Origin of the sequence: Pseudomonas xionganensis (assembly GCF_009763245.1) — a bacterium.
GTDB classification, from domain to species: Bacteria; Pseudomonadota; Gammaproteobacteria; order Pseudomonadales; family Pseudomonadaceae; genus Aquipseudomonas; species Aquipseudomonas xionganensis.
Genome location: NZ_WKJZ01000002.1, coordinates 164,413 through 188,606 on the forward strand (window position 1 = coordinate 164,413; position 24,194 = coordinate 188,606).

Sequence of the window (24,194 nt, forward strand, 5' to 3'; positions counted from 1 at the left end):
AATCGGGCGTAGGGTGGATGACGCTTTTATCATCCACCGCCCATTCGCAATGGTGGATGGGTGAAGCGTCATCCACCCTACGGCTCACAGGCCGCGTTGCAGGCGTTCGCGGGCCATGCGGTCGGCAATCTCGCTGGTGGTCACGCCCTCGTCCGCGGCACGCTGGAAGATCTCCGTCAAGGTCGGGCCGATGCCTTCGATATGCGCCTTGAGCTGGGCGACGCTGCCGCCGGTGCGCTCGTAACACACATCGATAATGCCGCCGGCATTGATCGCGTAGTCCGGTGCATACAGGCACTCGCGGCGACGCAGGGTCTCGGCCAGGCTGGCGTCGGCCAGCTGGTTGTTGGCCGCGCCGGCGATGATCGGCGCGCGCAGGGCTTCCAGGGTCTGCGGGTTGACGATGGCGCCCAGGGCGCAGGGGGCGAAGACGTCCACATCCAGGCCGTAGATATCGTTCTGTCCCACGGCCGTGGCGCCCAGCTGCTCGACGGCGCGCTGCACATTAGCCGGCTGGATATCGGTCACCCACAACTGGGCGCCAGCGGCCTTGAGCAGCTTGGCCAGGCCGAAACCGACCTGGCCGACACCCTGGATGGCCACGCGAATGCCCTGCAGATCGCTACGACCCAGACGATGGGCCACCGCCGCCTGGATACCGACGAACACACCATAGGCGGTGGACGGCGACGGGTCGCCGTCGCGGCTGCCGCCGTCGAAGGCCTCGCGCTGCCCTGCCCCGGCCACATGGCGGGTGCGCTCGGCCATGATCTGCATCTCGGCCACGCCGGTACCGGAATCGGCGGCGGTGATATAGCGCCCGCCGAGGCTGTCGACGAAATCGCCCATGGCCTGAAACAGCGCTTCGCTCTTGCCGGTGTGCGGATCGCCGATGATCACCGCCTTGCCGCCACCCAGGGGCAGGCGCGCCAGGGCCGACTTGTAGGTCATGCCGCGCGACAGGCGCAGCACATCGCGCAGTGCTTCATCGTCATTGGCATAGTTCCACATGCGGCAGCCGCCCAGAGCCGGGCCGAGGCTGCTGTCGTGGATGGCGATAATGGCTTTCAGGCCGCTGGCCTGGTCATGGCCATAGACCACCTGCTCGTGGTGGTCGAAGTCGATATGGGTAAAGACAGACATCGGTGTTCCTCGGTTTTCTTGTTGTAAAAAGGCCGCCCCTCTCCCGGGCAGGAGAGGGCGGCAAAGATGACGGGGGAAATCAGGCAGCCGGTTCGAACAGCTGCACGGCGGCGATCTGGCTGACAACCATGCGTGCCTTGAGCTGACTGCTCTGCTCGCGCACCTTGGCCAGGCTGCGTTCCTTGACGTGGCCATAGCCGCGGATCTGCTCCGGCAGCTCGGCCAGGGCCAGCGCCGTGCGGTAGTTGTCGGTCCGCAGCTCCTTGAGCAGGTACTCCAGGTTCTGTTCGTAGTCGTCGATCAGCTCGCGCTCAAGTTTGCGTTCGGCGCTGTAGCCGAACAGATCCAGAGCCGTGCCACGCAGGAACTTGAACTTGGCCAGCACCGCGAAGGCCTTGAGCATCCAGGGCCCGAAGGTGCGCTTGCGCGGCTCGCCGGTATGGGCATCGGGCTTGCTCAGCCAGCTGGGCGCCAGGTGGAACTGCAGCTGGTAGTCGCCCTCGAACTGTTCGGCCAGTTGCTTGAGGAAGCTGCCATCGCTGTACAGCCGCGCCACCTCGTACTCGTCCTTGTAGGCCAGCAGCTTGAAGTAGTAGCGCGCCACGGCCTTGCTCAGGCGCTGCTCGGCGTCCTTGTCAGCCTGACGTACGCGCTCCACCAGCTGGTGATAGCGCTCGGCATAGGCGGCGTTCTGGTAGGCAGTCAGGCGCTGCATGCGGTCGGCGACCAGCTCATCCAGGCTCTGGCAATGGGGCGCCTCGACTGTGACGGGCTTGGTCAGCTTCTCCACCGCGGCCAGGTCATGGGCGGCGCGCCGGCCCCAGAGGAAGGCCTGCTGATTGAGCGGCACGGCCACACCGTTAAGCTCAATGGCCTTGTTGATGGCTTCGGCGGACACCGGCACCAGACCCTTCTGGTAGGCGAAACCCAGCATAAACAGGTTGGTGGCGATGCTGTCGCCGAGCAGGCGGGTGGCCAGACGGCTGGCATCGACAAAGTGGGTCTTGCTCGCCCCCACCGCTTCGATCAGCGCCTCGCGCATGGCCGCGCCAGGCACCTGGGCGTCGGGGTTGCGGGTGAATTCGGCGGTGGCCGCTTCATGGCTGTTGACCACCGCATGGGCGATCTTGTCATTCAGCTTGGCCAGGGCTTCTTCGCTGGCCGACACCACCAGATCGCAACCGAGCAGCAGGTCGGTTTCCCCGGCGGCAATGCGCACGGCAAAGATATCGTCCTGCTTGGCGGCGATGCGGATATGGGTCACCACCGGGCCGAACTTCTGCGCCAGGCCGGCCTGATCCAGCACGCTGCAGCCCTTGCCTTCGATATGCGCGGCCATGCCCAGCAACGCGCCGACCGTGGTGACGCCGCTGCCGCCGACACCCGGCAGGAGGATATTCCACGGCCGCTCCAGGGTCGGCTGCTTGGGTTCCGGCAGGGCGATAAACAGCGCGCCCAGGCCCACGGCCTCCGGCTTGCGCAAGGCCCCGCCATGCACGGTGACAAAGCTCGGGCAGAAGCCCTCGACGCAGGAAAAATCCTTGTTGCAGGCGTTCTGGTCGATCTCGCGCTTGCGTCCCAGTTCGGTTTCCAGCGGCAGCACCGACAGGCAGTTGGACTTGACGCTGCAATCGCCACAGCCCTCACACACGGCTGGGTTGATAAAGGCGCGCTTCTGCGGGTCGACCAGCTTGCCGCGCTTGCGCCGACGGCGTTTCTCGGTGGCGCAGGTCTGGTCATAGATGATCACCGAGCAGCCCTTGAACTCGCGCAGCTCACGCTGCACGGCATCCAGATCGCGGCGATGGTGGAAGGTGACGATGGGCGCAAAGGTGGCGCGGGTCGGGTATTTCTCCGGCTCGTCGGTGACCAGGGCGATGCGTTTTACCCCTTCGGCATACACCTGCTGGCTCAGTTGATCGACGCGCAGCTCGCCGTCGATCGGCTGGCCGCCGGTCATGGCCACCGCGTCGTTGTAGAGAATCTTGTAGGTGATATTCACCCCGGCAGCCACTGCCGCGCGCAGGGCCAGCTGGCCGGAGTGGAAGTAGGTGCCGTCACCGAGGTTCTGGAAGATATGCGGGGTGTCGGTAAACGGCGCCTGACCGATCCAGGTGGCGCCCTCGCCGCCCATCTGGGTAAAGGTATCGGTGTTGCGATCCATCCACTGGGTCATGTAATGGCAACCGATACCGCCCTGGGCGCGGCTGCCTTCCGGCAGTTTGGTCGAGGTGTTGTGCGGGCAACCCGAGCAGAAATGCGGAGTGCGCACGGTGGTGTGCTTGGGCGCGGCCAGCGAGGCTTCCTTGGCCGCAAGAAAGGCAAGGCGCTCTTCGATCTGCGGGCTGCTGTAGATCGGCGCGAGGCGCTTGGCGATGGCGCGGGCGATCATCGCCGGGGTCAGCTCGGACAGGTTCGGCAGCAGCGAATGGCCGGCTTCGTCGAACTCGCCGACCACCACCGGGCGCTTGCCCACGGGCCAGTTGTACAGCTGGCCGGTGAGCTGGTCTTCGATGATGCTGCGCTTTTCCTCGACCACCAGAATCTCGTCCAGGCCTTCGGCAAATTCATGCACCGACACCGGTTCCAGCGGCCAGCTCATGCCGACCTTGAGCACACGCAGGCCAACCTGAGCGCACAGCGCTTCGTCCAGACCGAGGTCATCCAGGGCCTGGCGCACGTCAAGGTAGGACTTGCCGGTGGTGATAATGCCCAGGCGCGGGTTGGGCGAATCGAGCTTGATCTGGTTGAGGTTGTTGGCCAGCGCAAAGGCGCGGGCGGCGTAGATCTTGTAGGTGTTGAGGCGCGCTTCCTGGGCCAGGGGCGGGTCCGGCCAGCGGATATACACGCCGTCTTCCGGCAGCTGGAAATCCTCGGGAATCTTCACCTGCATACGCAGCGGATCGACATCCACCACGGCGGAGGAATCAACGTTCTCGGCGATGGTTTTCAGCGCCACCCAGCAACCGCTGTAGCGCGACAGCTCCCAGCCGATGATGCCGTAGTCGAGAATTTCCTGAACGTTGGCCGGGTTGAGCACCGGGATCGAGGCGGCGATAAACGCATGCTCGCTCTGGTTGGCGATGCTGGAAGATTTGCAGCCATGGTCGTCGCCCGCCAGCAGCAGCACGCCGCCATGCTCGGAAACGCCGGCCGAGTTGCCGTGTTTGAACACATCACCGCAACGGTCCACACCCGGGCCCTTGCCGTACCACATGGCAAACACGCCGTCGTAGCGCGCACCCGGGAACAGGCTGGTCTGCTGGCTGCCCCACACCGAGGTGGCGGCCAACTCTTCGTTGACGCCCGGCTGGAAGTGGATGTGATTTTCTTTGAGGTACTGCTTGGCGTCCCACAGGCTCTTATCGAGGTTGCCCAGCGGCGAGCCCCGGTAGCCGGAAATAAAGCACGCGGTATTCAGGCCATGGGCGGCGTCACGTTGCTTCTGCAGCATGGGCAGGCGGGTCAGCGCCTGGGTGCCGGTCAGGTAGAGGTGACCGGTAGCAAGGCGGTACTTGTCATCCAGGCGGATCTCGGCCAGAGACATGGGGTGCTCCTTTTATTCTTATGAAGAGCCGGGTTGGCAACGGTGGGTGCCACCCTGTTCTGCCACGTCCGGGATCACCGGGCGTAACGACTGGCTAAGAATATGACCGAGCGGTACTGATAAATTCTTTCTATTTGCAGGCCGTTTTACAGATACTGCGCATGATTAATTCAACAAGAACAAAAAATTGGAAACAGTCATGCAAGAAAAACTCAGCCCTATCGACCGCAAGATTCTCCGCCTGCTGCAACACAACGCCGACCTCTCCGCCGCCGAGATCGCCGAGAAGGTGGAGTTATCACAATCGCCCTGCTGGCGGCGGATTCACCGCATGCAGGAAGAAGGCATTATCGAGCGCAAGGTTGCCCTGCTCAGTCACAAGCAACTGGGCTTCAGCATCACCGTGTTTGTCGATATCAAACTGTCGGCCCACGGGCGCGGCAATCTGGAGGAATTCGAGCAGGCGGTGGTGGGTTACCCCCAGGTGCTGGAGTGCTACACCATGGCCGGCGGCTCGGACTACCTGCTCAAGGTGGTGGCCCGCGATATCGCCGACTACGAGCGCTTTCTGCGCGATCACCTGCTGCAGCGCCCCCATGTGCAGGAGGCCCACTCGCATATCGCCATGAGCGAGGTCAAACGCACCACTGAATTGCCGTTGGATTGAAGGGTCACCCTACGTTGTGGTGGCCATTCGTAGGGTGGACAACGCGCAGCTTGTCCACCGCTTTGCCTTATCGCCCTATGCAGACTCGGGTTGCAACGCTGCGACCTTGGCCCCCTCGCCTTTCGCCCTTCCCGCCCACCAGAGCGACAACGGGCCGAGCAGCAGGATCACCCCGACCAGGGCAAAGGCCGCCCACCAGCCCAACAGGCTCTGATCGCCCAACAGATCCAGGCTGATGCCGAACAGCAATGGACCGAGAAAGGCGCCGCTAAAGCCGGTGCAGGAATACAGCGCCATGGCCGCGCCGCGATGGCTGGCCGGGGCGGCGGCAATCAACCCGGCCGTCAGCGAGGCGGAGTCGGCGGTGACGGTGATGCTGTAGAGCAGCACCAGCGCCAGCATCAGCCAGAACGGCAAGGCCGCACTCAGGCCGATAAACAGCGCCAGCACGGCCGAGCTAAGCATCACCGCGATCAGCCAGCGCTGCCGACCAAAACGCAGCCCCAGCTCGTTGCCGAAGATGCTCGCAGGCATGCCGATCAGGGTTACCAACATCGCCACCCAGGTGGCAGACAGCCAGGGATCGCTGCCCTGCCATTGCCCGGCAAACACCACAAAGGCCACCACCCAGGCGCGCAGGGCAAACAGCTCAAGGTTATGCACGGCATAGGCCAGGCAGTAGGCGAGCACCGCACGATTTTTCAGCGGGGCCAGGTCCAGCAGCTTGCGTGGTGCATGTTGTACCACCGCCTTGGGCTGCAGGCCCCAATAGATCATGGCCCAGGCCAGCAGCGCGCAGACACCGCTGAGCAGGGTCGGCAACTGCCAACCGCCAAACTTGGCCAGCTCGCCGGCGAGGATAAAGGACAGCGCCGTGCCCAGGCCGAAGCTCGCCGTGTAGAAGGCCACCGCCCGCGACTGCGCCGGTCCTTCGATGCGTTCGGCCAGGGCCTTGAGCCCCGGCATATAGGTGCCCGCCAGGCCGACACCGGCCAGCACCCGCCAGGCCAGGGCAGACCAGAAGCCATCGGAGAAGACAAAGCCGGCATTGGCCACCGCCGTCAGCAGAATCGCGGCGAGGTAGATCAGCCGCGCATCGTATTTGTCGGTCAGCCCGGTGAGAACCGGCACCGCGAGCATATAGCCGAGAAAGAAGCCGCCACCGATCCAGCCCGCCTGGGTATTAGTCAGCCCCCAGAGCGCTTGAAAATCCGGCAACAAGGCAGCAAACAAAGCAAAGCCAGCCATGCCCAGGGTTTCCGCGCCGCATAGCAGCAGCGTCACGCGACGGGCGTTCATAACACCGCCAACTCGTAGGGTGGGTTAGCGACGCTGAACACCGTTCGATAAGCCAATTGCAATAGCCGTGCGGCGCGTAACCCACCAAGCGATAGAGCGTGTTGCGTCGATGGTGGGTTACGCCGTGGCCCATACAGGATGAAGCCTGGCAAGCGCGACAGGCGGCTAACCCATCCTACGCACGCTGACAGCCTGCTCATAACACCCGCCCATCAAAGGCCAGACTTACACCGGTCGGCAAGGCGCCGGGGTTATCCAGCAGCCAGGCGTCGAAGCTATGGCCGATATGGGTCAGCACGGTTTCTCTCGGCTGCAGCTGCTGGACCACTTCCAGCGCGCGGGTCAGGTCATTGTGGTTGCGCGGGGCGATGGGTTGCGGTGCGGTGGAGCAGTCCAGCACTAGCAGATCCAGCGACTGCTGGCGCAACACCTCGGCACTGGCGTCGGGCACACCGAGAGTGTCGGTGAGGTAGGCGATACGCCTGCGCTCTCCATTTACCTCTGGGCCCTCCAGCAAGTAGCCAAAGGTCAACTTGGAGTGATTAAGCGGCAGCGCCGTGACGCTGAGTTCACCCAGCTGCCGCCGCTCGTGGGCGGCAAAGGGCTGGCTGAAATCGAGAATACCGGGGTGCTTGTAGAGGTCGGCTAACCCCTCCGGATCATCCGGGCCGTGCACCGGAATAATCAGCCCCTGACCCCAGCGCAGGTGCAGCAGGCCCTGGGCGTGATCGGCGTGGTAATGGGTTTGCAGAATGCCGCTCAGGCTATGGGGCGGGAAGCGCTCGGTGAGATCGGTCAGACCCGAGTCGATCAGCCAGCGCTGCGCGCCGCATTCGATCAGGGCACAGCAGGGGCCACGACGCCGCGCGGGGTAAACCCGCGCGCTGTCGCAAGCCGCGCAGCTGCAGTTGTACACCGGCACCTGACGGGCATCGCCGGTGCCGAGCAGGGTCAGGCGCATGCGCGGCTGGCCCCGATCAGTGCCAGCAGGTTGTCCCCTGCACGCTCAATCGACGTGGAGTTATCCAGCAGATGCAGGCCATCACGCTCGGCGCTGGCGGCATCGAACTGAGCATTACGCGCCAGGCGCTGCTCGATCTGCTCGATGCTTTCACGGCCGCGCCTGAGCAAGCGCTCACGCAACACCGCCGGTTCGACCGAGAGCAACACACCGATCAGATCGGGATAACGCTCGCGCGCCTGGGCCAGATGCCCCCGCGAACCATTGACCAGCACATCCTGCCCCGCCGCCAGCCAGTCATCGATCTGCCGGGGAATGCCATAGGCCAGGCCGTTGGCGCGCCAGCTCAGGGCAAAGGCACCGGCGGCTTCCTGCACCTCGAACTCGGCCGCTGTCAGGGCAATCGCGTCCTCACCCAGCGCCTCCGCCGAGCGGGTGATAGCCCGACGGGCGATCACACAACCCCGTTCGGCCAGGCGCACGCGCACGGCATTCAGCAGGCTGTCCTTGCCCGAGCCCGAAGGCCCCATCAGATAGATCAAGCGGCCGCTCATCAGAACACCCTTTGTGCTTGTCGCCAGACTTGCTGGATCACTGCCTGGCCCCCATGCACCTGCGCCTGCACCAGGTCGGCACGCAGGCCAACGCGGATTTCGCCGCGATCATGCAACCCCGCCGCTTGTGCCGGCACGCGGCTGACGGTGGCAATCGCCCGCGGCAGATCATAGCCGTTATCCTGCCCGGCCAGCAGCAACGCAGCCTGCAGCAGGCTGGCCGGGTAGTAGTCGCTGGAGAGAATATCCAGCACACCCTGCTGAGCCAGTTCAGCGGCGGCGATATTGCCCGAGTGCGAACCGCCGCGCACGATATTCGGTGCGCCCATCAACACCTTCAGGCCCAGCTCGTGGCTGGCCTTGGCTGCTTCCAGGGTGGTTGGGAATTCGGCGATGGACATGCCGAAACCCGCCGACTCCTGCACATGGGCCAGGGTCGCATCATCATGGCTGGCCACGGAAATACCCCGGGCCTGGCAGTCGGCCACGATGCTGCGGCGCTGGCGATCGCTGTACTGCCGCGAGTTGTCCACCTGCTCGACGATAAAGGCATTCATCTCCGCCTCGCTCAAGTGGTACTTACCCATATAGTACTCGCGGTATTTGTCTTCCTTGGCGAACTGGCGCTGGCCCGGCGCATGATCCATCACCGACACCAGCTGCACCAGCGAATGCCCCACCAGATCGCGAAACACGGCCAGGGTATCCGGGTGGCAAACCTCGCAGCGCAAGTGCAGGCGGTGATCGGCGCGCATATGCCCGGCCGCTGCCGCTGAAGCAATCGCTTCGAGCATCGCCGGCAATTGCTGCATGCGCTTGCCGCGCGGATTGACGTCGCCGATGGCCAGGGCATCGAACACCGTGGTAATGCCGGCCGAGGCGATCTGCGCATCGTGGGTCAGCACCGCCGAGGCCGAGGGCCAATCCACTCCCGGCCGGGGGCTCATGTATTTTTCCAGGTTGTCGGTGTGCAGCTCGACCAGGCCAGGCAGCAGGTAATCACCGTTCAGGTTCTGCGCCTGGGGCAAGCCGCTAACGCCCTCCTCCACCTGGGCAATCAGACCGTCACGCAGCACCAGGGTGCCGACAAACTCCTGCTCGGCGGTGACGATCCGCGCGTTGGTCAGAATCTGTTCAACCGGCATAGATATACTCCTGCTGCGCCGCAGCGCTCATGTCCTGGCTCATATCAAAAAAGCGATCGGCCACCGCCTCACGGGCGGTGCGGTCGTGGAAGATGCCGATCAGCGCGGAACCTGCGGCCTTGGCTTCAGCGATCAGTTCCAGCACCACCTGGCGGTTGGCGTCGTCCAGCGAAGCTGTAGGTTCATCCAGCAGCATCAGCGGCCAGGCGACCATAAAGCCGCGGGCGATATTCACCCGCTGCTGCTCGCCGCCGGAGAAGGTGCCGGGGGCCAGTTGCCAGAGGGCCTGGGGGATATTCAGCCGGCTGAGCAGGCTTTTCGCCCGCGCCTCGGCATCGGCCTTGCTCCAGCCACGGGCCAGGGCCGGTTCCATCACCACATCCAGGGTGGCGACCCGGGGAATCACCCGCAGAAACTGGCTGACATAACCCAGGGTCTGCCGGCGTACCGCCAACACCTGGCGCGGCTCGGCACCCACCAGCTCGACCCATTCGCCGTTGTGCAACACGCGAATGCTGCCGCCGGCGGCCAGGTAATTGCCGTACAGGGTGCGCAGCAAGGTCGACTTGCCGGCGCCGGATTGCCCATGCAGCACCAGGCACTCGCCGCCACGCACGCTGAAATGCAGCCCGCTCAATACATTCAGCACCACGCCGTGCTGCTGATGCAGGGTGAAGGTCTTGCTGAGGCCGGAGACCTCGATAAGCGTATTCATGATTGACCTCATATTTACCGGCAGCCCGCATGCAATCCGGGCTGCACACACGTCAGGGTTGCAGCACCGACGACACCAGCAACTGCGAATAGGGATGCTGCGGGTCATCGAGAATCTGGTCGGTAAGCCCCGCCTCCACCACCCGCGAGCGGCGCATCACCATCAACCGGTCCGCCAGCAGGCGCGCCACCGCCAGGTCGTGGGTGACGATCACCACCGCCAGGTCCAGTTCGCGCACCAGGCCACGCAACAGGTCGAGCAGGCGCGCCTGCACCGACACATCGAGGCCGCCGGTGGGCTCGTCCATAAAGATCAGCCGTGGGCTGGACACCAGGTTGCGGGCGATCTGCAAGCGCTGCTGCATGCCGCCGGAGAAGGTGCGCGGCAGGTCGTCAATGCGCAGCGGGTCGATCTCCACCTGCTTAAGCCAGTCGATTCCCGCCGCGCGCAGTTCGCCGTAATGGCGCACGCCCTGAGCCATCAGCCGCTCGCCGATATTGGCCCCGGCCGACACGCCCATGCGCAGGCCGTCACGCGGGTTCTGCTCGACAAAGCCCCACTCGGTGCGCAGCAGCGTGCGCCGCTGCGCTTCACTGGCGCTGTACAGATCAACCCAGTTGCCGGTCGTATCGCGATAGCTGACCGTGCCGCGATCCGGCGGGCAGCGCCCGGAGAGCAGGCTGAGCAGGGTCGACTTGCCCGAGCCGGACTCGCCAACAATGCCCAGCACCTCGCCCGGATACAGATCGAACGACACGCCCTGGCAGCCCTTCTCCAGGCCGTACAAGCGGGTCAGGTCGCGCACGCTAAATAGCGGCTGCGCCAGTTCAGTGGATACCTGCAGTTGTTCGGCAGCACTCATTGCTCGCCCTCCTCTTCAAGGTCACGGCGTTGCATGCAGTAGTCGGTATCGGAGCAGACGAAACGCTTGCTGCCGGCGTCGTCGACGATCAGCTCGTCGAGGTAGGAATCCTGGCTGCCACAGAGGGCGCAGCATTCGTCCCAACGCTGGATCTCGAACGGGTGATCTTCGAAGTCCAGACTCACCACCTGGGTGTAGGGCGGCACGGCGTACAGGCGCTTCTCGCGGCCAGCGCCGAACAGCATCAGCGCCGGGCTCATATGCAACTTGGGGTTGTCGAATTTGGGGATCGGTGACGGGTCCATCACGTAGCGCTCATCCACCGTCACCGGGTAGGCGTAGCTGGTGGCGATATGGCCGAAGGTGGCAATGTCCTCGTACAGCTTTACGTGCATCACGCCGTAGTCTTCCAGCGCATGCATGGTGCGAGTCTCGGTTTCCGAGGACTCGATAAAGCGCAGCGGCTCGGGGATCGGCACCTGATAGACCATGATCTGATCGCCATTGAGCGGCGTTTCCGGGATGCGGTGACGGGTCTGAATCACAGTCGCCTCGGGCGTGCGTGTGGTGGTTTTAACCCCAGCGGTGCGGGCGAAGAAGCGGCGGATCGACACCGCGTTGGTAGTGTCGTCTGCGCCCTGATCGATCACCTTAAGCACATCCTCGGCGCCGAGAATCGCGGCGGTCAGCTGCATGCCGCCGGTGCCCCAGCCATAGGGCAGCGGCATCTCACGGCCACCGAACGGCACCTGATAACCGGGAACCGCCACGGCCTTTAGCAGGCCACGGCGGATCATGCGTTTGGTTTGCTCGTCTAGGTAGGCGAAGTTATAGCCAACCTCAGTTGCATACTGCGTTTGGGCCTGGGCATTCATGCGCGTTGCTCCTCGGCGGCGGGCTGCTCGCTGGCCTGTTTGCGCAGTTTGCGGATCAGCTCCAGCTCGGATTGGAAGTCGACGTAGTGCGGCAATTTCAGGTGCGAGACGAAGCCGGCGGCCTCGACGTTGTCGCAGTGCATCAGCACGAACTCTTCCTGCTGCGCCGGGCCTTCAACCTCCTCGTTGTACTCCGCCGCACGCAGCGAACGGTCGACCAGGGCCATGCCCATGGCCTTGCGCTCGGCATAGCCGAAGGCCAGGCCGTAACCACGGGTGAACTGCGCCTGCTCTGCACTCTCACCAACGAACTGGTTGACCATCTCGCACTCGGTCACTTCGATATCGCCCAGCGGCACGGCAAAGCCGAGCTCTTCCGGCTCCAGCCAGACCTCGACCTCGCCGATGCGGATCTCCCCGGCAAAGGGGTGATTACGCCCGTACCCGCGCTGGGTGGAATAGCCCAGGGCCAGGAGAAAGCCTTCATCACCCCGGGCCAGGGCCTGCAGGCGCTGGGCGCGGCTGGCGGGAAAATCCAGCGGCTCGCGGGTGATATCCGGCACGGCGGCGCCGTCATCGACTTCGCGGGCCATCAGTCCTTCGTCGGCAAGAAAATCCAGCACCCGTGGGCACGGCGACAGTTCAGCCTGCGGGTCAACCTGCGGCCCCGGCTGTTCGCCCTCGGCCAGCAGGGCAAAGTCCAGCAGACGGTGGCTGTAGTCGAAAGTCGGGCCGAGCAATTGGCCGCCGGGCAGGTCCTTGAAGGTGGCCGAGATACGCCGGGTCAGCTGCATCTGCGTGGTGTCCAGCGCGGCGCTGGCACCGAAGCGCGGCAGCGTGGTGCGGTAGGCGCGCAGCAGGAAGATCGCCTCCATCAGATCGCCGGCAGCCTGCTTGATCGCCAGGGCGGCCAGCTGCGGGTCATAGAGCGAGCCTTCGCTCATCACCCGCGCCACCGCCAGGGGCATCTGCTCGCGCACCTGCTCGACGCTCAGTTCAGGAATGGAAGTATCGCCACGGCGCTTCTTGGCCAGCAGCAGATGGGCATTGTCGATGGCGCGTTCGCCACCTTTGACCGCGACGTACATCAGGCCACCTCCTCTGCAGCCAGCAGCACACGGGTGCTGCGCGGCAGGCCGATGACCTGCTCGCCGGCGGCGAAGAAACAGTCCAGGCCGCGGGGAAAGGCGCTGCGCGCCTGACGCTGCTGCCAGAACGCGGCCGGCAGCGGCAACTCGACGCTGCGTACGTCCTTGATCCCCGGCCCACGCCAGCGCAAGGACGCGCCATTGCTGAGGGCATCGAGCTGGATCAGCAGGGTGCAGGACTGGTCCGGGTAGCGCTCGCTGCCATTGTCGAAATCCGACAAATCGGTCAACTCGGTCTCATCGAGCAGGGCAAACAGCGCCAGCTCACGCTCGGCGACAATCGGGCAGCCGCAGTGAAAGGCCAGGTTGGCGCGGATTGCCGGGGTGTCAAAACGCGGTGCCAGCCACAGCGGCGTGTCGCCATCGAGAAAGGCCAGGCACAGGGCGTAAGTAGCCGGATGTAGGTTTTCCAGGGCCAGGGCGCGGTTCAGCGGCTGTACCAGGCCCGGCTCAGCCAGGGCCTTGAGGGCGCTGCGAAAGCTGGTCTGCGCGTCCAGCACCGGGTCGTTGAAGGCCGGTTGCAGCCATTGCGAGCTATTGACCGCGTGCATCAGTCTTCTCCTCTGACCAGGGTGAAGAATTCCACCTGGGTGGTTGCGGTTTCGGCGGCCTTGGCCACCTGTTGGGCGTGCTGTACGGCCGCCAGGGGTTCGATCAGACGGCTCAGCCAGTGCGGCTGTTCGCTGCCCTGCAAATGCGCGTCGGCCAGGGCCGCCAGCTCGGCATGCTGCTTGTCGCGGCCAGCCACATAGCTGTAGCCGGTGCGGCCATCGGCCAGGCGTACCACGCAGCGGGTCATACTCATCTCGCCGAGGTTGAACGGGCTGCCGGTGCCGCCCATGCGTCCGCGTACCAGACACATGCCGATTTCCGGGGCGCGAATCAGCTGATAGTCGACTTCCTTCAGGGCCGATTCATAGGCCGCAAGCCCGGTGCCGGCGCGGGCCAGTACGCCCATCCAGCGCTGGCGGGCGGCGATCTGCGGGTCGCTGTGCAGCAGCTTGCTCTGCGGTGTTGCGCGGTTCATCAACGAGCCTCCATCAAAGGGCGAGCTGGTACTGGAAGCGGTCGGCGCGGCTGGTCGATAGCGACAGCTCCACCGGCCGCCCGGCCAGATCGCGGGAAAGGGTTTGTACGCTCAGCAGCGGTGCATGCTTGGGCATCAGCAGGCGCGCGGCCTCCTCGCGGTTGGGCAGGCGCGCGCCGATCAGACTGAAGGTGCGGGTCAGCGGCAGGCCGCGCTGACTGAGGTACTGGCGCAGCGAGCCGCCCTGGTAGTCGGCCAGCAGCTCGGCGTAGCTGCTACTGAAGGCATGCCGAATCAGGCTGACCGGCTGGCCTTCGATCAGGCGCAAGGTGCAGAGCTCCAGCAACTGCGCACCACTGGCCAGCTGCAGGTATTCGCGCTCCTCGCAACTGGCCGGACGCAGGCGGCTTTCCAGCAACTGCGCCTCGACGGTGTGACCGAGCGCCGAGAGCGAAGCGCTGTAGGCACTGCCGGCCTGCATCGGGTAGATCAGCGGCTTGGCCAGCACCCGCGTGCCCTTGCCCTGTTGGCGCAGCAGGCGGCCTTCGAGCACCAGCTCATCCACCGCACGGCGCAGGGTGTGGCGGTTGACGGCAAAACGTGCGGCCAGCTGCACCTCGCCCGGCAGGTAGTCGCCAGGGCTCATGCGCTGCAACTCATCGCGCAGCACGGCGGCCAGTTCACGGTAGAGCGGCTCGGGTTGTCTAGACAAGTGCATGGCTAAAAAACGGGCGCCCGCAGGCACCCGGCTCCGTCAGATAAATTGCTTGCGCAGGCGCTGCGAGAGGATGTCCAGCAGGCTCACCACCAGAATGATCACAATCAGCAGGGCGCAGGTCTGGGCGAACTGAAAGCCGCGAATCGATTCCCAGAGAATCACCCCGACACCACCGGCACCGACCATGCCGACCACGGTGGCCGAGCGCACGTTGGATTCGAAGCGGTACAGCGAGTAGGAAATCCACAGCGGCAGAACCTGCGGAATCACCCCGTAGATGACTTCCTGCAGCGCGCTTGCGCCGGTGGCGCGCACCCCTTCCACCGGGCCTGGATCGATGGCCTCGACCGCCTCGGCAAAGAGTTTGGCCAGCACCCCGGTGGTGCCGATAAACAGTGCCAGCACCCCGGCGAATGGCCCCAGGCCAACCGCCACCACAAAGAGCATGGCGAAAACCATTTCGTTGATCGAACGACAGGCGTCCATCACCCGGCGAATCGGCTGGTAGACCCACCAGGGCACGATGTTTTCCGAGCACAGAACACCCAGCGGGATGGCGCAGACAATCGCCAGTACCGTGCCCCACAGGGCGATCTGCACGGTGACGATCATCTCCTTGAGGTACAGCTCCCAGTTGCTGAAATCGGGAGGGAAGAAGTCCGCGGCAAAGGTCGCCATATTGCTGGAGTCACGGATCAGCGCCAGCGGATTCATCTCCGCGCCCTGCCAGGACCAGGCCAATACGACGAAGAACAGCCCCCAGCCGATCAGCTGCAGCCAGGAACGCTTGGCTGCCAGTTCGGGCGTGGGTGCGGTGGTCAAAGTGGTCATAACAACATCTCGAATCAAGCGGCAGAGGAAAACGACCCGCCATGGACGGCGGGTCGGGAGCTGCGATTAACCCGCGCTGGCAGCGCTCTGCTTGGCGATTTCAGCCATGCGCTTTTCCAGCTTGGCCAGTTCGGCATCCAGTTCCTTGAGCTTGGCGGCCTTGTCCTCTGCCTTGAGCTTGGCGTTGTTGGCCACTTCGGTGCGCTGCTTGAACAGCTCCAGCTGGCGGATCGGCAGCAGCTGATCGTCAGTGGAGGCCTTGAACTTGGCCCACTGCAGACCGGCCAGCACTTGCTGCTCGGCCGGCTCGTCACCGTAGGTCATAAAGAATTCGCGCAGCTTGGCCTTGGTCGCGTCATCCAGGTTCTTGCGCCATACCATCGGATCGGACGGAATCAGCGGCGAGGTCCAGATCACTTTCAGCTGGGCGGCCTTGTCCGGCGCAGTCACTTGCAGGCGCTCCATGCCTTCGCTGTTGAAGGTGCCAACATCGACCTGCTTGTTGGCCACCGACAGGGCGTTGACTTCATGGCTGCCGTTGAGCGCGCGCTTGAAGATCTTGCCCGCGTCGGCATTGTTCTGGGCGAACACGTAGTAACCCGGCACCAGATAGCCCGAGGTGGAGTTCGGGTCACCGTTGGCGAAGGTCAGGTTCGCAGCGTTTTTCAGCATGTCCTCGATCGAATTGATCGGGCTGTCCTTGTGCGCCACCATCAGGCTGTAGTAGCCCTGGGTGCCGTTGGCTGCGACGGTTTGGGCGAATACCTCACCACCGGCGCGGTCTACCGCTTCCATGGCCGACTTGTTGCCGTACCAGGCCATGTCGACCTTGTCGAAACGCATGCCCTGGATGATCCCGGCGTAGTCCGGGGCAAAGAAGGCCTTGATCTTCAGCCCGGTCTGCTGGCTCATGTCCGCCAGAAAGGGGTCCCACATGGTTTTGAGGTTTTGCGAGGACTCGGTGGAAATGATGCCGAAATTGATTTCCTGTTCAGCAGCCTGGGCAGCACCCAGAACCGAACCGGCCAGCAATGTGGATGCGGCGAGAACACGACTGATACGTTTGAGCATGCAAAGCACTCCTAGTGCAGATGGGCCTACAGGGGTTGGCAGAACAACAAGTACTCAGGCCTTGGCCAGAGTCAGCGGGACAGTTGCCTTGCGCGTACGGCGCGAGCGCTCTTCGCTTTGCGGCTCAGTCAGCAGCTCGGCACCGTAGAGATCGTTAAGGAAGTTGGGATGCAGTTCGGCCGCGGCGCCGTCGTAATGAATACGCCCCGCTTTCAAGGCCACGGCGCGCTGGCAATAGCGCATGGCGTAATCAACCTGATGCAGGGTGACCACCACGGTGGTGCCGTCTTCGCGGTTGATGTCGGCCAGAATCTGCATGACCTTGCGCGCCGACTCGGGATCCAGGGAAGCGATCGGTTCATCGGCCAGAATCACCTTGGCGCGCTGACACAGGGCACGGGCAATCGCCACCCGCTGCTGCTGGCCACCGGACAGGGTCGAGGCGCGCTGCTCGGCGAGCTCGGCCAGACCGACACGGGCCAGAGCCTGCAAAGCCCGCTGCTTTTCTTCGGCGCTGAACAGGCCGAGACTGCCACGCCAGCGTGGCATGCGCCCCAGACAGCCGAGCAGCACGTTCTGCAGCACACTAAGGCGGCCAACCAGGTTGAACTGCTGGAAGATATAGCCGATATCGGCGCGCAGACGACGCACCTCGCCATGCAGGCGACCTGCGGCCTGCACCTCACGGCCCAGCACCTCAATGCTGCCGCCCCCAGTGCGATCGCAGCAGGCCAGGCCCGCGACATGACGCAACAGAGTCGACTTGCCGGAACCGGAGGCACCGATCAGCGCGACCATTTCTCCCGGCTCGACGGACAGCGCCAGATCAAACAGCGCCTGCTTACGACCGAAGGTCTTGTTGAGATTCTCGACCCGAATCACTGCGCCCATGGAATGCCTCCTTTATAAGCGGTTACACCACGGCGCAAGGCCGCCTCTGGTGTAGACCAAGGTAGGCAAATCCTGTGTCAGGCCAATTAACGGGGCATGACGCTTAGGTGACCATTAGTTGAAGCTTTTCCTGCAGCCCAGGTTTTGTTTAGCACTGCGCATTTCTGACAATCGGTGCTGGCAAAAAGCCGCTAGCTCAACCAGAATTCGCGTCATGTGATTGGCGCCAATTAATCGCCTCACAGACCTTGCGGTCATTTAGAAAACAAGTCGCTTTCTGGCTGAACGGTTAGTGCTAAAGGTGGTCAAACCGGTGACAATCCTATAGCTCATTGCCAGTATCGCTTTCCTGAACTAACCGGTTTAATGTACGCGCCCTATGAAACAAGCACTCTATTCCAGCCGTACCGCTGACAAATTCGTCGTTCGCCTGCCTGACGGCATGCGTGAGCGTATCGCCGATGTTGCGCGCAATCATCACCGCAGCATGAACTCGGAGATCATCGCCCGTCTGGAGCAAAGCATGCTTCAGGAAGGTGCTCTGGGTGACGAGGTGAACCTGCGCCTGGACAGCCCTGAGCTGTCTCTGCATGAACGCGAACTGCTGCAGCGCTTCCGCCAGCTGTCCCGGCGTCAGCAGAATGCCCTGGTGGCATTGATTGCTCATGACGCCGAAATGGCCAACGAAGAAGCCTGACTTCAGCATCAGGTAGAGCCGGCCCTTGCGGCCGGTTTTGCTGTATCCGCGATTAAGTCGCAGCCACCCATTGGGTGGCTTTTTTATGTCCGCCCTCAGGCGGCATGCATGATGACCCGATCGCCCCTACCAATATCAGCGCATAAAAAAGCCGCCTTAATGAGGCGGCTTTTCTACATCATGCTGATGATCAGCCAACGAAGTTAAGCAACACACCCGCCGCCACTGCCGAACCGATCACACCGGCCACGTTGGGCCCCATGGCATGCATCAGCAGGAAGTTCTGCGGATTGGCCTCCAGGCCCACCTTGTTCGACACCCGCGCCGCCATCGGCACTGCCGATACACCGGCCGAGCCGATCAGTGGGTTGACCTTGTTGTCACTGAACATATTCATCAGTTTGGCCATCAGCACCCCGGCAGCCGTACCGGCGCAGAATGCCACCATCCCCAGCAACAGAATGCCCAGGGTCTTGAGTTGCAGGAAGGCATCCGCCGACAGCTTGGAACCCACGGTCAGGCCGAGGAAGATGGTGACAATGTTGATCAGCGCGTTGCGCGAAGTGTCGGCCAGACGCTCGACCACACCACTTTCACGCAGCAGGTTGCCCATGGCGAACATGCCCACCAGAGGCGCGGCATCCGGCAGCAACATACCGATCAGAATGCACAGCACGATAGGGAAGATGATCTTTTCGGTCTGCCCCACCGGACGCAGTTGCTGCATCACGATGGCACGCTCTTCCTTGGTGGTCAGGGCGCGCATGATCGGCGGCTGCAGCAGCGGTACCAGCGCCATGTAGGCATAGGCCGCTACGGCGATGGGACCGAGCAGGTGCGGCGCCAGCTTGGACGTCACGAAGATCGAGGTCGGGCCGTCGGCCCCCCCGATAATGGCGATGGAGGCGGCTTCCTTGAGGGTGAACTCCATCCCCGGAATGCCAATAGCGGTGATCGCCAGGGCGCCGAGCAGGGTGCCGAAGATACCGAACTGCGCCGCCGCACCAAGCAACAAGGTCTTGGGGTTGGCCAGCATCGGCCCGAAATCGGTCATGGCCCCCACGCCGAGGAAGATCAGCAGCGGGAAGATACTGGTGGGCAGGCCCACTTCGTAGATCAGGTGCAGGAAGCCCGCACCCTCGGCCATGTTGGCCACCGGAATATTGGCCAGCAGACCACCGAAGCCGATCGGAATCAGCAGCAGCGGCTCGAAGCCCTTCTTGATGGCCAGATAGATCAGCAGCAAGCACACCGCGATCATAAACAGCTGACCGGGCTCGACATGATACAAGCCCGTGCTCTGCCAGAGTTTAAGGAGCTTATCCATTACCGCGCTCCCTTAGCCGATGGTCAGCAGGCTGTCGCCCACCGCCACCGCATCGCCAACCTTGACGTTGACCGCACCAATGGTGCCGCCCTTGAATGCACGGATCTCGGTTTCCATCTTCATGGCTTCGAGAATGATCAGCAGCTGACCCTCCTCCACCGCCTGGCCTGGCTGCACCAGTACCTTGAAGATATTGCCGGCCAGCGGTGCAGCCTGGGGCTCGCCACCGCCAACGGCAACCGGCGCAGCAGCAGGAGCCGCACCGGCAGCAGCACCGACAGGCTTGAGACCTTCGATATCACCACCCTCATTGACCTGCACCACGAAGGACTTGCCGTTCACTTCAACGGTATAGACTTCAGGCTTGCCGGCTTCGCGGGCAGGCGCTTCCTTGCCGGTTGGCGCCGGTTCGAAGGCCGCCGGGTTGCCGCGGTTTTCCAGGAATTTCAGGCCGATCTGCGGGAACAGGGCGTAGGTCAGCACGTCATCGATTTCGTCGGCAGCCAGCTTGATACCCTTCTCCTGGGCGATGCCCTTGAGCTCGGCGGTCAGCTTGTCCATTTCGGCTTCGAGCAGGTCGGCCGGACGACAGGTAATGGCTTCGCCGCCATCCAGCACGCGGGCCTGCAGCTCCTTGTTGAAAGGCGCCGGCGCCGCGCCGTATTCACCCTTCAGCACACCGGCAGTTTCCTTGGTGATGGACTTGTAGCGCTCGCCGGTCAGCACGTTGATCACCGCCTGGGTGCCAACAATCTGCGAGGTCGGAGTCACCAGCGGGATAAAGCCCAGGTCTTCGCGCACCCGCGGGATCTCGGCCAGCACCTGATCAAACTTGTCCTGGGCGCCCTGCTCCTTGAGCTGGCCTTCCATATTGGTCAGCATGCCGCCCGGTACCTGGGCAACCAGAATGCGCGAATCGACACCCTTGAGGTTGCCCTCGAACTTGGCGTACTTCTTCCGCACTTCACGGAAGTAGGCGGCGATTTCTTCCAGCAGCTCCAGATTCAGACCGGTATCACGCTCGGTGCCCTGGAACATGGCCACCACGGACTCGGTCGGCGAATGACCGTAGGTCATCGACAGGGAGGAAATGGCGGTATCGACGTTGTCGATACCCGCTTCCACGGCCTTGAGAATGGCGACCGAGGACAGGCCTGCGGTGGCGTGGCACTGCATATGCACTGGAATCGACAGCGTGGCCTTCAGACGGCTGACCAGTTCAAAAGCCGTGTAGGGCGTAAGAATACCGGCCATGTCCTTGATGGCCACCGAGTCGGCGCCCATATCTTCGATCTGCTTGGCCAGGTCGACCCACATATCCAGGGTGTGTACCGGACTGGTGGTATAGGAAATGGTGCCCTGGGCATGCTTGCCCTGCTTCTTGACGGCCTTGAGAGCGGTTTCCAGATTGCGCGGATCGTTCATCGCATCAAACACACGGAACACATCGACGCCATTAACAGCAGCACGCTCGACGAATTTTTCCACCACATCATCGGCGTAGTGGCGATAGCCCAGCAGGTTCTGGCCACGCAGCAACATCTGCTGACGGGTATTGGGCATGGCCTTTTTCAGCTCGCGAATACGATGCCATGGGTCTTCGCCCAGGTAACGGATACAGGCATCGAATGTCGCCCCACCCCAGGACTCCACCGACCAGAAGCCGACCTGATCGAGCTTGGGCGCGATCGGCAGCATGTCTTCCAAGCGCACGCGCGTGGCCAGGATGGATTGGTGGGCGTCGCGCAGCACCACATCGGTAATACCGAGTGCTTGTTTAACGGCAGTCATACAGGTGCTCCCTCTAGAACCTGATCAACCGCGACGAGCGCGGTGCTGATGGATGGCGGATTTTATGGCGGCCAGGGTGTCGGCATCCGGCTCTTGGCTGACCGGTTTAGCTGCCGATGGCGCGTTAACGGGTACGGGCGTCTTGGCGGCAAAGAGCTCAATGACCCGCGACATCATGCGAATCATTACAACCAGCAAGATCAAAAAGAGAAATACGAAGCCGATCCCGAACAGCATCAGCTCGACACCCTCAAGCAACAGTTCACCAGGGGTCATCTTGGCTCCTTTTGCCAGCAGCCTGTGGCTGCACTCGTTATTAAATTAGGAGCGCCCGGGGGCCAGCCCCGGGCAAAGCTGGCGAACATTAGCGTGAAACGGCCGTTTGAGGCAAACCCAAGAACGGTAAATGGGACATTTTCTGATGAAAATGCGTCACCGCCGCGATCGAGAACTGCTACAGCAAAAACAGACTGGCCAGTCCCAGAAAAATAAAGAAACCACCACTGTCGGTCATGGCCGTGATCATCACGCTGGCCCCCATGGCCGGATCGCGCCCCATGCGCACCAGCGTCATGGGAATCAGCACCCCCATCAGCGCCGCCAGCAGCAGGTTGAGCGTCATGGCCGCGGTCATCACCACGCCCAGGGACCAGCTGCCGTAGAGCAGATACGCCACCACGCCAATCACCCCGCCCCAGACGATGCCGTTGACCAGCCCTACGCCCAACTCCTTGCGAATCAGCCGTGAGCTGTGCCCCGCCCCCACCTGATCCAGAGCCATGGCGCGCACAATCATGGTGATGGTCTGATTGCCCGAGTTACCACCGATACCCGCCACAATCGGCATCAGCGCTGCCAATGCCACCAGCTTCTCGATGGAGCCCTCGAACAGGCCGATCACCCGCGAGGCAACAAAGGCCGTGACCAGATTGACCGCCAGCCAGGCCCAGCGGTTGCGCACCGACTTCCATACCGAGGCGAAGATATCTTCCTCCTCGCGCAGACCGGCCATATTGAGGACTTCGCTTTCGCTCTCCTCACGGATCAGATCGACCATCTCATCGATGGTCAGGCGCCCGATCAGCTTGTCGTTCTTGTCCACCACTGGCGCGGAAATCAGGTCGTAGCGCTCAAAGGCCTGGGCCGCATCATAGGCATCCTCGTCCGGGTGGAAACTCACCGGATCGGTGGCCATGACTTCACTGACCAGCTTGTCCGGATCATTGACCAACAGACGCTTGACCGGCAGCACCCCCTTGAGCGCCCCGTCGTAATCCACCACGAACAGCTTGTCGGTATGCCCGGGCAGCTCCTTCAAGCGGCGCAGGTAACGCAGCACCACTTCCAGGCTGACATCCTCGCGAATGGTGACCATTTCGAAGTCCATCAGCGCACCGACCCGATCCTCCTCGTAGGACAGGGCCGAACGCACCCGCTCGCGCTGCTGCGCATCAAGCGACTCCATCAGCTCATGGACGACATCACGAGGCAACTCGGAAGCCAGATCGGCCAGCTCGTCGGCGTCCATCTCCCTAGCCGCAGCGAGAATCTCATGATCGTCCATGTCGGCGAGCAGGGTTTCGCGCACCGCATCGGATACTTCGAGGAGGATGTCGCCGTCGCGCTCGACCTTGACCAGCTGCCACACGGTCAGACGGTCATCGAGCGGCAAGGCTTCAAGGATGTGGGCAACGTCCGCGGAGTGCAGCTCGTCGAGCTTGCGCTGCAACTCGGCCAGGTTCTGCCGATGCACCAGGTTTTCCACCCGGTCATGGTGCTGGCCTTCCTGACGATGGGTCAGGTCCTCCACCACCTTGTGACGATGCAGCAGTTCGACCACCTGGGCCAGGCGATCCTGCAGGCTTTCTTGCGGCTTCTTGGCTTCTACTTCAGTCATGGCATGCTCCACCCCCAGCGGCAGCGCAGGCCAAAGAGGGTCAATCAATCAACGGGTGATTGCACAATCGGGATTCTGAGTAACTACTGGGTAAGTCCATGGTGGTATTCCACAAGCCCCGGCGGGGCTGACACTGCAAATGATAACACCAGCCAGCCGCTTTGCATGTGACAAAGCGGCCCGGAACAAGCGCTTGCACCACAAACTTGAGCTTTCATCGCAGATTGCAGGTGCGACGCCGAATAAACCCGCCAGGACACCAGTGGCAGGTTCCAGCCCTTCGACTAGCCTTATCCATTGACCGTCATGGAGGACGCCCAATGCTTGGACTGCATCGCTATAGCCTGCTCGCCATCTTGATTCTCCCTCTCACCGCCTCCGCCACCGAGCTGTTCCGCTGCCAGGCTGGCGACGGCAGCATCAGTTTTAGCCAGTACGGCTGCCCCACAGGTAGCCAGCAACAACGTCAGCAGCTGGGCAAACCCAACCTCAGCGAAAGCCCACAACACCCCAGCAAACCCTCCAAGAGCCGCAACAAGCCCGAAGCGCAAGCACTTGTGATAGTCGGCGAGCAGGATGACGGGTGCGGCAACCTACTCAGCAGCCGCGAGCGACGACACCACATCATCAAGAAACAGATACGTAGCGGCATGAGCCGCCGCGACGTGGAAAACGCCTTGGGCAAGCCCGACAGAATCAGTAGCCGCAATGGCAAAACGCAATATCAGTATGCCGAGCAGCGCATCAACTTCGACCAGACAGGCTGTGTCAGCCGAAAATAAAGCGCGCAAAGAAAAAGGGCCTGCATCACTGCAGGCCCTTCTTGTGTGGCGGACTCAGGAGGATTCGAACCTCCGACCGCTCGGTTCGTAGCCGAGTACTCTATCCAGCTGAGCTATGAGTCCATTGGGTGCTTTTAGACCAGATCACCGCTGGCTGCCCGAATCAACTGCCTTGGCAGGTGCTTCGTATATGGCGGACTCAGGAGGATTCGAACCTCCGACCGCTCGGTTCGTAGCCGAGTACTC

23 protein-coding genes and 2 tRNA genes (1 of these 25 running past the window's edge) are annotated in these 24,194 nt (G+C 62.9%); 3 read left to right on the plus strand and 22 right to left on the minus strand.

Annotated features, from left to right (window positions below; all coding sequences use genetic code 11):
* Positions 1 to 84: 84 nt before the first annotated feature.
* A complete protein-coding gene (locus tag GJV18_RS13370) occupies positions 85 to 1,143 on the minus strand; it encodes a Leu/Phe/Val dehydrogenase (RefSeq protein WP_160346407.1) in 1,059 nt (352 codons plus the stop codon).
* A 79-nt stretch (positions 1,144 to 1,222) separates the two neighbouring features.
* A complete protein-coding gene (locus GJV18_RS13375; RefSeq protein WP_160346409.1) occupies positions 1,223 to 4,690 on the minus strand; it encodes an indolepyruvate ferredoxin oxidoreductase family protein in 3,468 nt (1,155 codons plus the stop codon).
* Positions 4,691 to 4,889: 199 nt separating this feature from the next.
* Here GJV18_RS13375 and GJV18_RS13380 point away from each other — a divergent pair, with 199 nt between their 5' ends.
* Complete coding sequence (locus GJV18_RS13380; RefSeq protein ID WP_160346411.1) at positions 4,890 to 5,357, plus strand: Lrp/AsnC family transcriptional regulator; 468 nt, start codon at positions 4,890 to 4,892, stop codon at positions 5,355 to 5,357.
* A gap of 75 nt (positions 5,358 to 5,432) precedes the next feature.
* On the opposite strand, the gene GJV18_RS13385 is transcribed toward GJV18_RS13380, so the two are convergent.
* From GJV18_RS13385 to phnC, 14 genes are all read right to left on the minus strand, one after another.
* Entirely contained in the window at positions 5,433 to 6,656 is a 1,224-nt protein-coding gene (locus GJV18_RS13385) for an MFS transporter (protein WP_160346412.1), read from the minus strand.
* A 196-nt stretch (positions 6,657 to 6,852) separates the two neighbouring features.
* The gene (gene phnP, locus GJV18_RS13390) at positions 6,853 to 7,617 is read right to left on the minus strand and encodes a phosphonate metabolism protein PhnP (RefSeq protein ID WP_160346414.1); all 765 of its coding nucleotides are present in this window, start codon (positions 7,615 to 7,617) and stop codon (positions 6,853 to 6,855) included.
* Positions 7,608 to 8,171 (minus strand): phosphonate metabolism protein/1,5-bisphosphokinase (PRPP-forming) PhnN, encoded by a 564-nt coding sequence (phnN, locus tag GJV18_RS13395; RefSeq protein WP_160346416.1) that lies wholly within the window; start codon positions 8,169 to 8,171, stop codon positions 7,608 to 7,610. Before phnN ends, phnP begins: the two co-directional genes overlap by 10 nt.
* On the minus strand, positions 8,171 to 9,316 hold the full coding sequence (locus GJV18_RS13400; RefSeq protein WP_160346418.1) for an alpha-D-ribose 1-methylphosphonate 5-triphosphate diphosphatase: 1,146 nt from the start codon (positions 9,314 to 9,316) through the stop codon (positions 8,171 to 8,173). The genes phnN and GJV18_RS13400 overlap by 1 nt, the downstream gene beginning before the upstream one ends.
* Entirely contained in the window at positions 9,306 to 10,031 is a 726-nt protein-coding gene (phnL, locus tag GJV18_RS13405; RefSeq protein WP_160346420.1) for a phosphonate C-P lyase system protein PhnL, read from the minus strand. Before phnL ends, GJV18_RS13400 begins: the two co-directional genes overlap by 11 nt.
* A 52-nt stretch (positions 10,032 to 10,083) precedes the next feature.
* The gene (phnK, locus tag GJV18_RS13410) at positions 10,084 to 10,893 is read right to left on the minus strand and encodes a phosphonate C-P lyase system protein PhnK (RefSeq protein ID WP_160346422.1); all 810 of its coding nucleotides are present in this window, start codon (positions 10,891 to 10,893) and stop codon (positions 10,084 to 10,086) included.
* The gene (locus GJV18_RS13415; protein WP_160346424.1) at positions 10,890 to 11,768 is read right to left on the minus strand and encodes an alpha-D-ribose 1-methylphosphonate 5-phosphate C-P-lyase PhnJ; all 879 of its coding nucleotides are present in this window, start codon (positions 11,766 to 11,768) and stop codon (positions 10,890 to 10,892) included. Before GJV18_RS13415 ends, phnK begins: the two co-directional genes overlap by 4 nt.
* Positions 11,765 to 12,856, minus strand: coding sequence for a carbon-phosphorus lyase complex subunit PhnI (locus tag GJV18_RS13420; RefSeq protein WP_160346426.1), 1,092 nt, complete (start codon positions 12,854 to 12,856; stop codon positions 11,765 to 11,767). Before GJV18_RS13420 ends, GJV18_RS13415 begins: the two co-directional genes overlap by 4 nt.
* On the minus strand, positions 12,856 to 13,467 hold the full coding sequence (gene phnH / locus GJV18_RS13425; protein ID WP_160346428.1) for a phosphonate C-P lyase system protein PhnH: 612 nt from the start codon (positions 13,465 to 13,467) through the stop codon (positions 12,856 to 12,858). Before phnH ends, GJV18_RS13420 begins: the two co-directional genes overlap by 1 nt.
* On the minus strand, positions 13,467 to 13,943 hold the full coding sequence (gene phnG, locus GJV18_RS13430) for a phosphonate C-P lyase system protein PhnG (protein ID WP_178113455.1): 477 nt from the start codon (positions 13,941 to 13,943) through the stop codon (positions 13,467 to 13,469). The genes phnH and phnG overlap by 1 nt, the downstream gene beginning before the upstream one ends.
* A gap of 13 nt (positions 13,944 to 13,956) precedes the next feature.
* Positions 13,957 to 14,661 carry a phosphonate metabolism transcriptional regulator PhnF gene (gene phnF, locus GJV18_RS13435; protein ID WP_160346430.1) on the minus strand — a complete coding sequence of 235 codons (705 nt, stop codon included), beginning with the start codon at positions 14,659 to 14,661 and terminating at the stop codon, positions 13,957 to 13,959.
* A gap of 36 nt (positions 14,662 to 14,697) precedes the next feature.
* Positions 14,698 to 15,492: a phosphonate ABC transporter, permease protein PhnE gene (gene phnE, locus GJV18_RS13440; RefSeq protein WP_160346432.1), complete on the minus strand. Its 795-nt coding sequence runs from the start codon at positions 15,490 to 15,492 to the stop codon at positions 14,698 to 14,700.
* 66 nt (positions 15,493 to 15,558) lie between these two features.
* Complete coding sequence (gene phnD / locus GJV18_RS13445; RefSeq protein WP_160346434.1) at positions 15,559 to 16,563, minus strand: phosphonate ABC transporter substrate-binding protein; 1,005 nt, start codon at positions 16,561 to 16,563, stop codon at positions 15,559 to 15,561.
* Positions 16,564 to 16,617: 54 nt separating this feature from the next.
* On the minus strand, positions 16,618 to 17,454 hold the full coding sequence (gene phnC / locus GJV18_RS13450; RefSeq protein ID WP_160346436.1) for a phosphonate ABC transporter ATP-binding protein: 837 nt from the start codon (positions 17,452 to 17,454) through the stop codon (positions 16,618 to 16,620).
* Between the two features lie 379 nt (positions 17,455 to 17,833).
* Between phnC and GJV18_RS13455 the strand changes: the two genes are divergently transcribed.
* A complete protein-coding gene (locus GJV18_RS13455) occupies positions 17,834 to 18,151 on the plus strand; it encodes an Arc family DNA-binding protein (protein WP_160346438.1) in 318 nt (105 codons plus the stop codon).
* A gap of 190 nt (positions 18,152 to 18,341) precedes the next feature.
* Here GJV18_RS13455 and GJV18_RS13460 read toward each other — a convergent pair whose 3' ends face one another.
* The 4 genes from GJV18_RS13460 to mgtE form a co-directional block, all read right to left on the minus strand.
* Complete coding sequence (locus GJV18_RS13460; RefSeq protein WP_160346440.1) at positions 18,342 to 19,478, minus strand: sodium ion-translocating decarboxylase subunit beta; 1,137 nt, start codon at positions 19,476 to 19,478, stop codon at positions 18,342 to 18,344.
* Positions 19,479 to 19,490: 12 nt separating this feature from the next.
* Complete coding sequence (gene oadA, locus GJV18_RS13465; RefSeq protein WP_160346442.1) at positions 19,491 to 21,269, minus strand: sodium-extruding oxaloacetate decarboxylase subunit alpha; 1,779 nt, start codon at positions 21,267 to 21,269, stop codon at positions 19,491 to 19,493.
* Between the two features lie 24 nt (positions 21,270 to 21,293).
* The gene (locus tag GJV18_RS13470) at positions 21,294 to 21,545 is read right to left on the minus strand and encodes an OadG family protein (protein ID WP_160346444.1); all 252 of its coding nucleotides are present in this window, start codon (positions 21,543 to 21,545) and stop codon (positions 21,294 to 21,296) included.
* Between the two features lie 178 nt (positions 21,546 to 21,723).
* Positions 21,724 to 23,166 carry a magnesium transporter gene (gene mgtE / locus GJV18_RS13475; RefSeq protein WP_160346446.1) on the minus strand — a complete coding sequence of 481 codons (1,443 nt, stop codon included), beginning with the start codon at positions 23,164 to 23,166 and terminating at the stop codon, positions 21,724 to 21,726.
* Positions 23,167 to 23,486: 320 nt separating this feature from the next.
* Between mgtE and GJV18_RS13480 the strand changes: the two genes are divergently transcribed.
* On the plus strand, positions 23,487 to 23,948 hold the full coding sequence (locus GJV18_RS13480) for a DUF4124 domain-containing protein (RefSeq protein WP_160346448.1): 462 nt from the start codon (positions 23,487 to 23,489) through the stop codon (positions 23,946 to 23,948).
* Positions 23,949 to 23,994: 46 nt separating this feature from the next.
* On the opposite strand, the gene GJV18_RS13485 is transcribed toward GJV18_RS13480, so the two are convergent.
* Together GJV18_RS13485 and GJV18_RS18590 are read right to left on the minus strand one after the other, a co-directional pair.
* Positions 23,995 to 24,071, minus strand: a tRNA-Arg gene (locus GJV18_RS13485).
* A gap of 68 nt (positions 24,072 to 24,139) precedes the next feature.
* Positions 24,140 to 24,194 (minus strand) — tRNA-Arg (locus tag GJV18_RS18590); it runs 122 nt beyond the window's last position.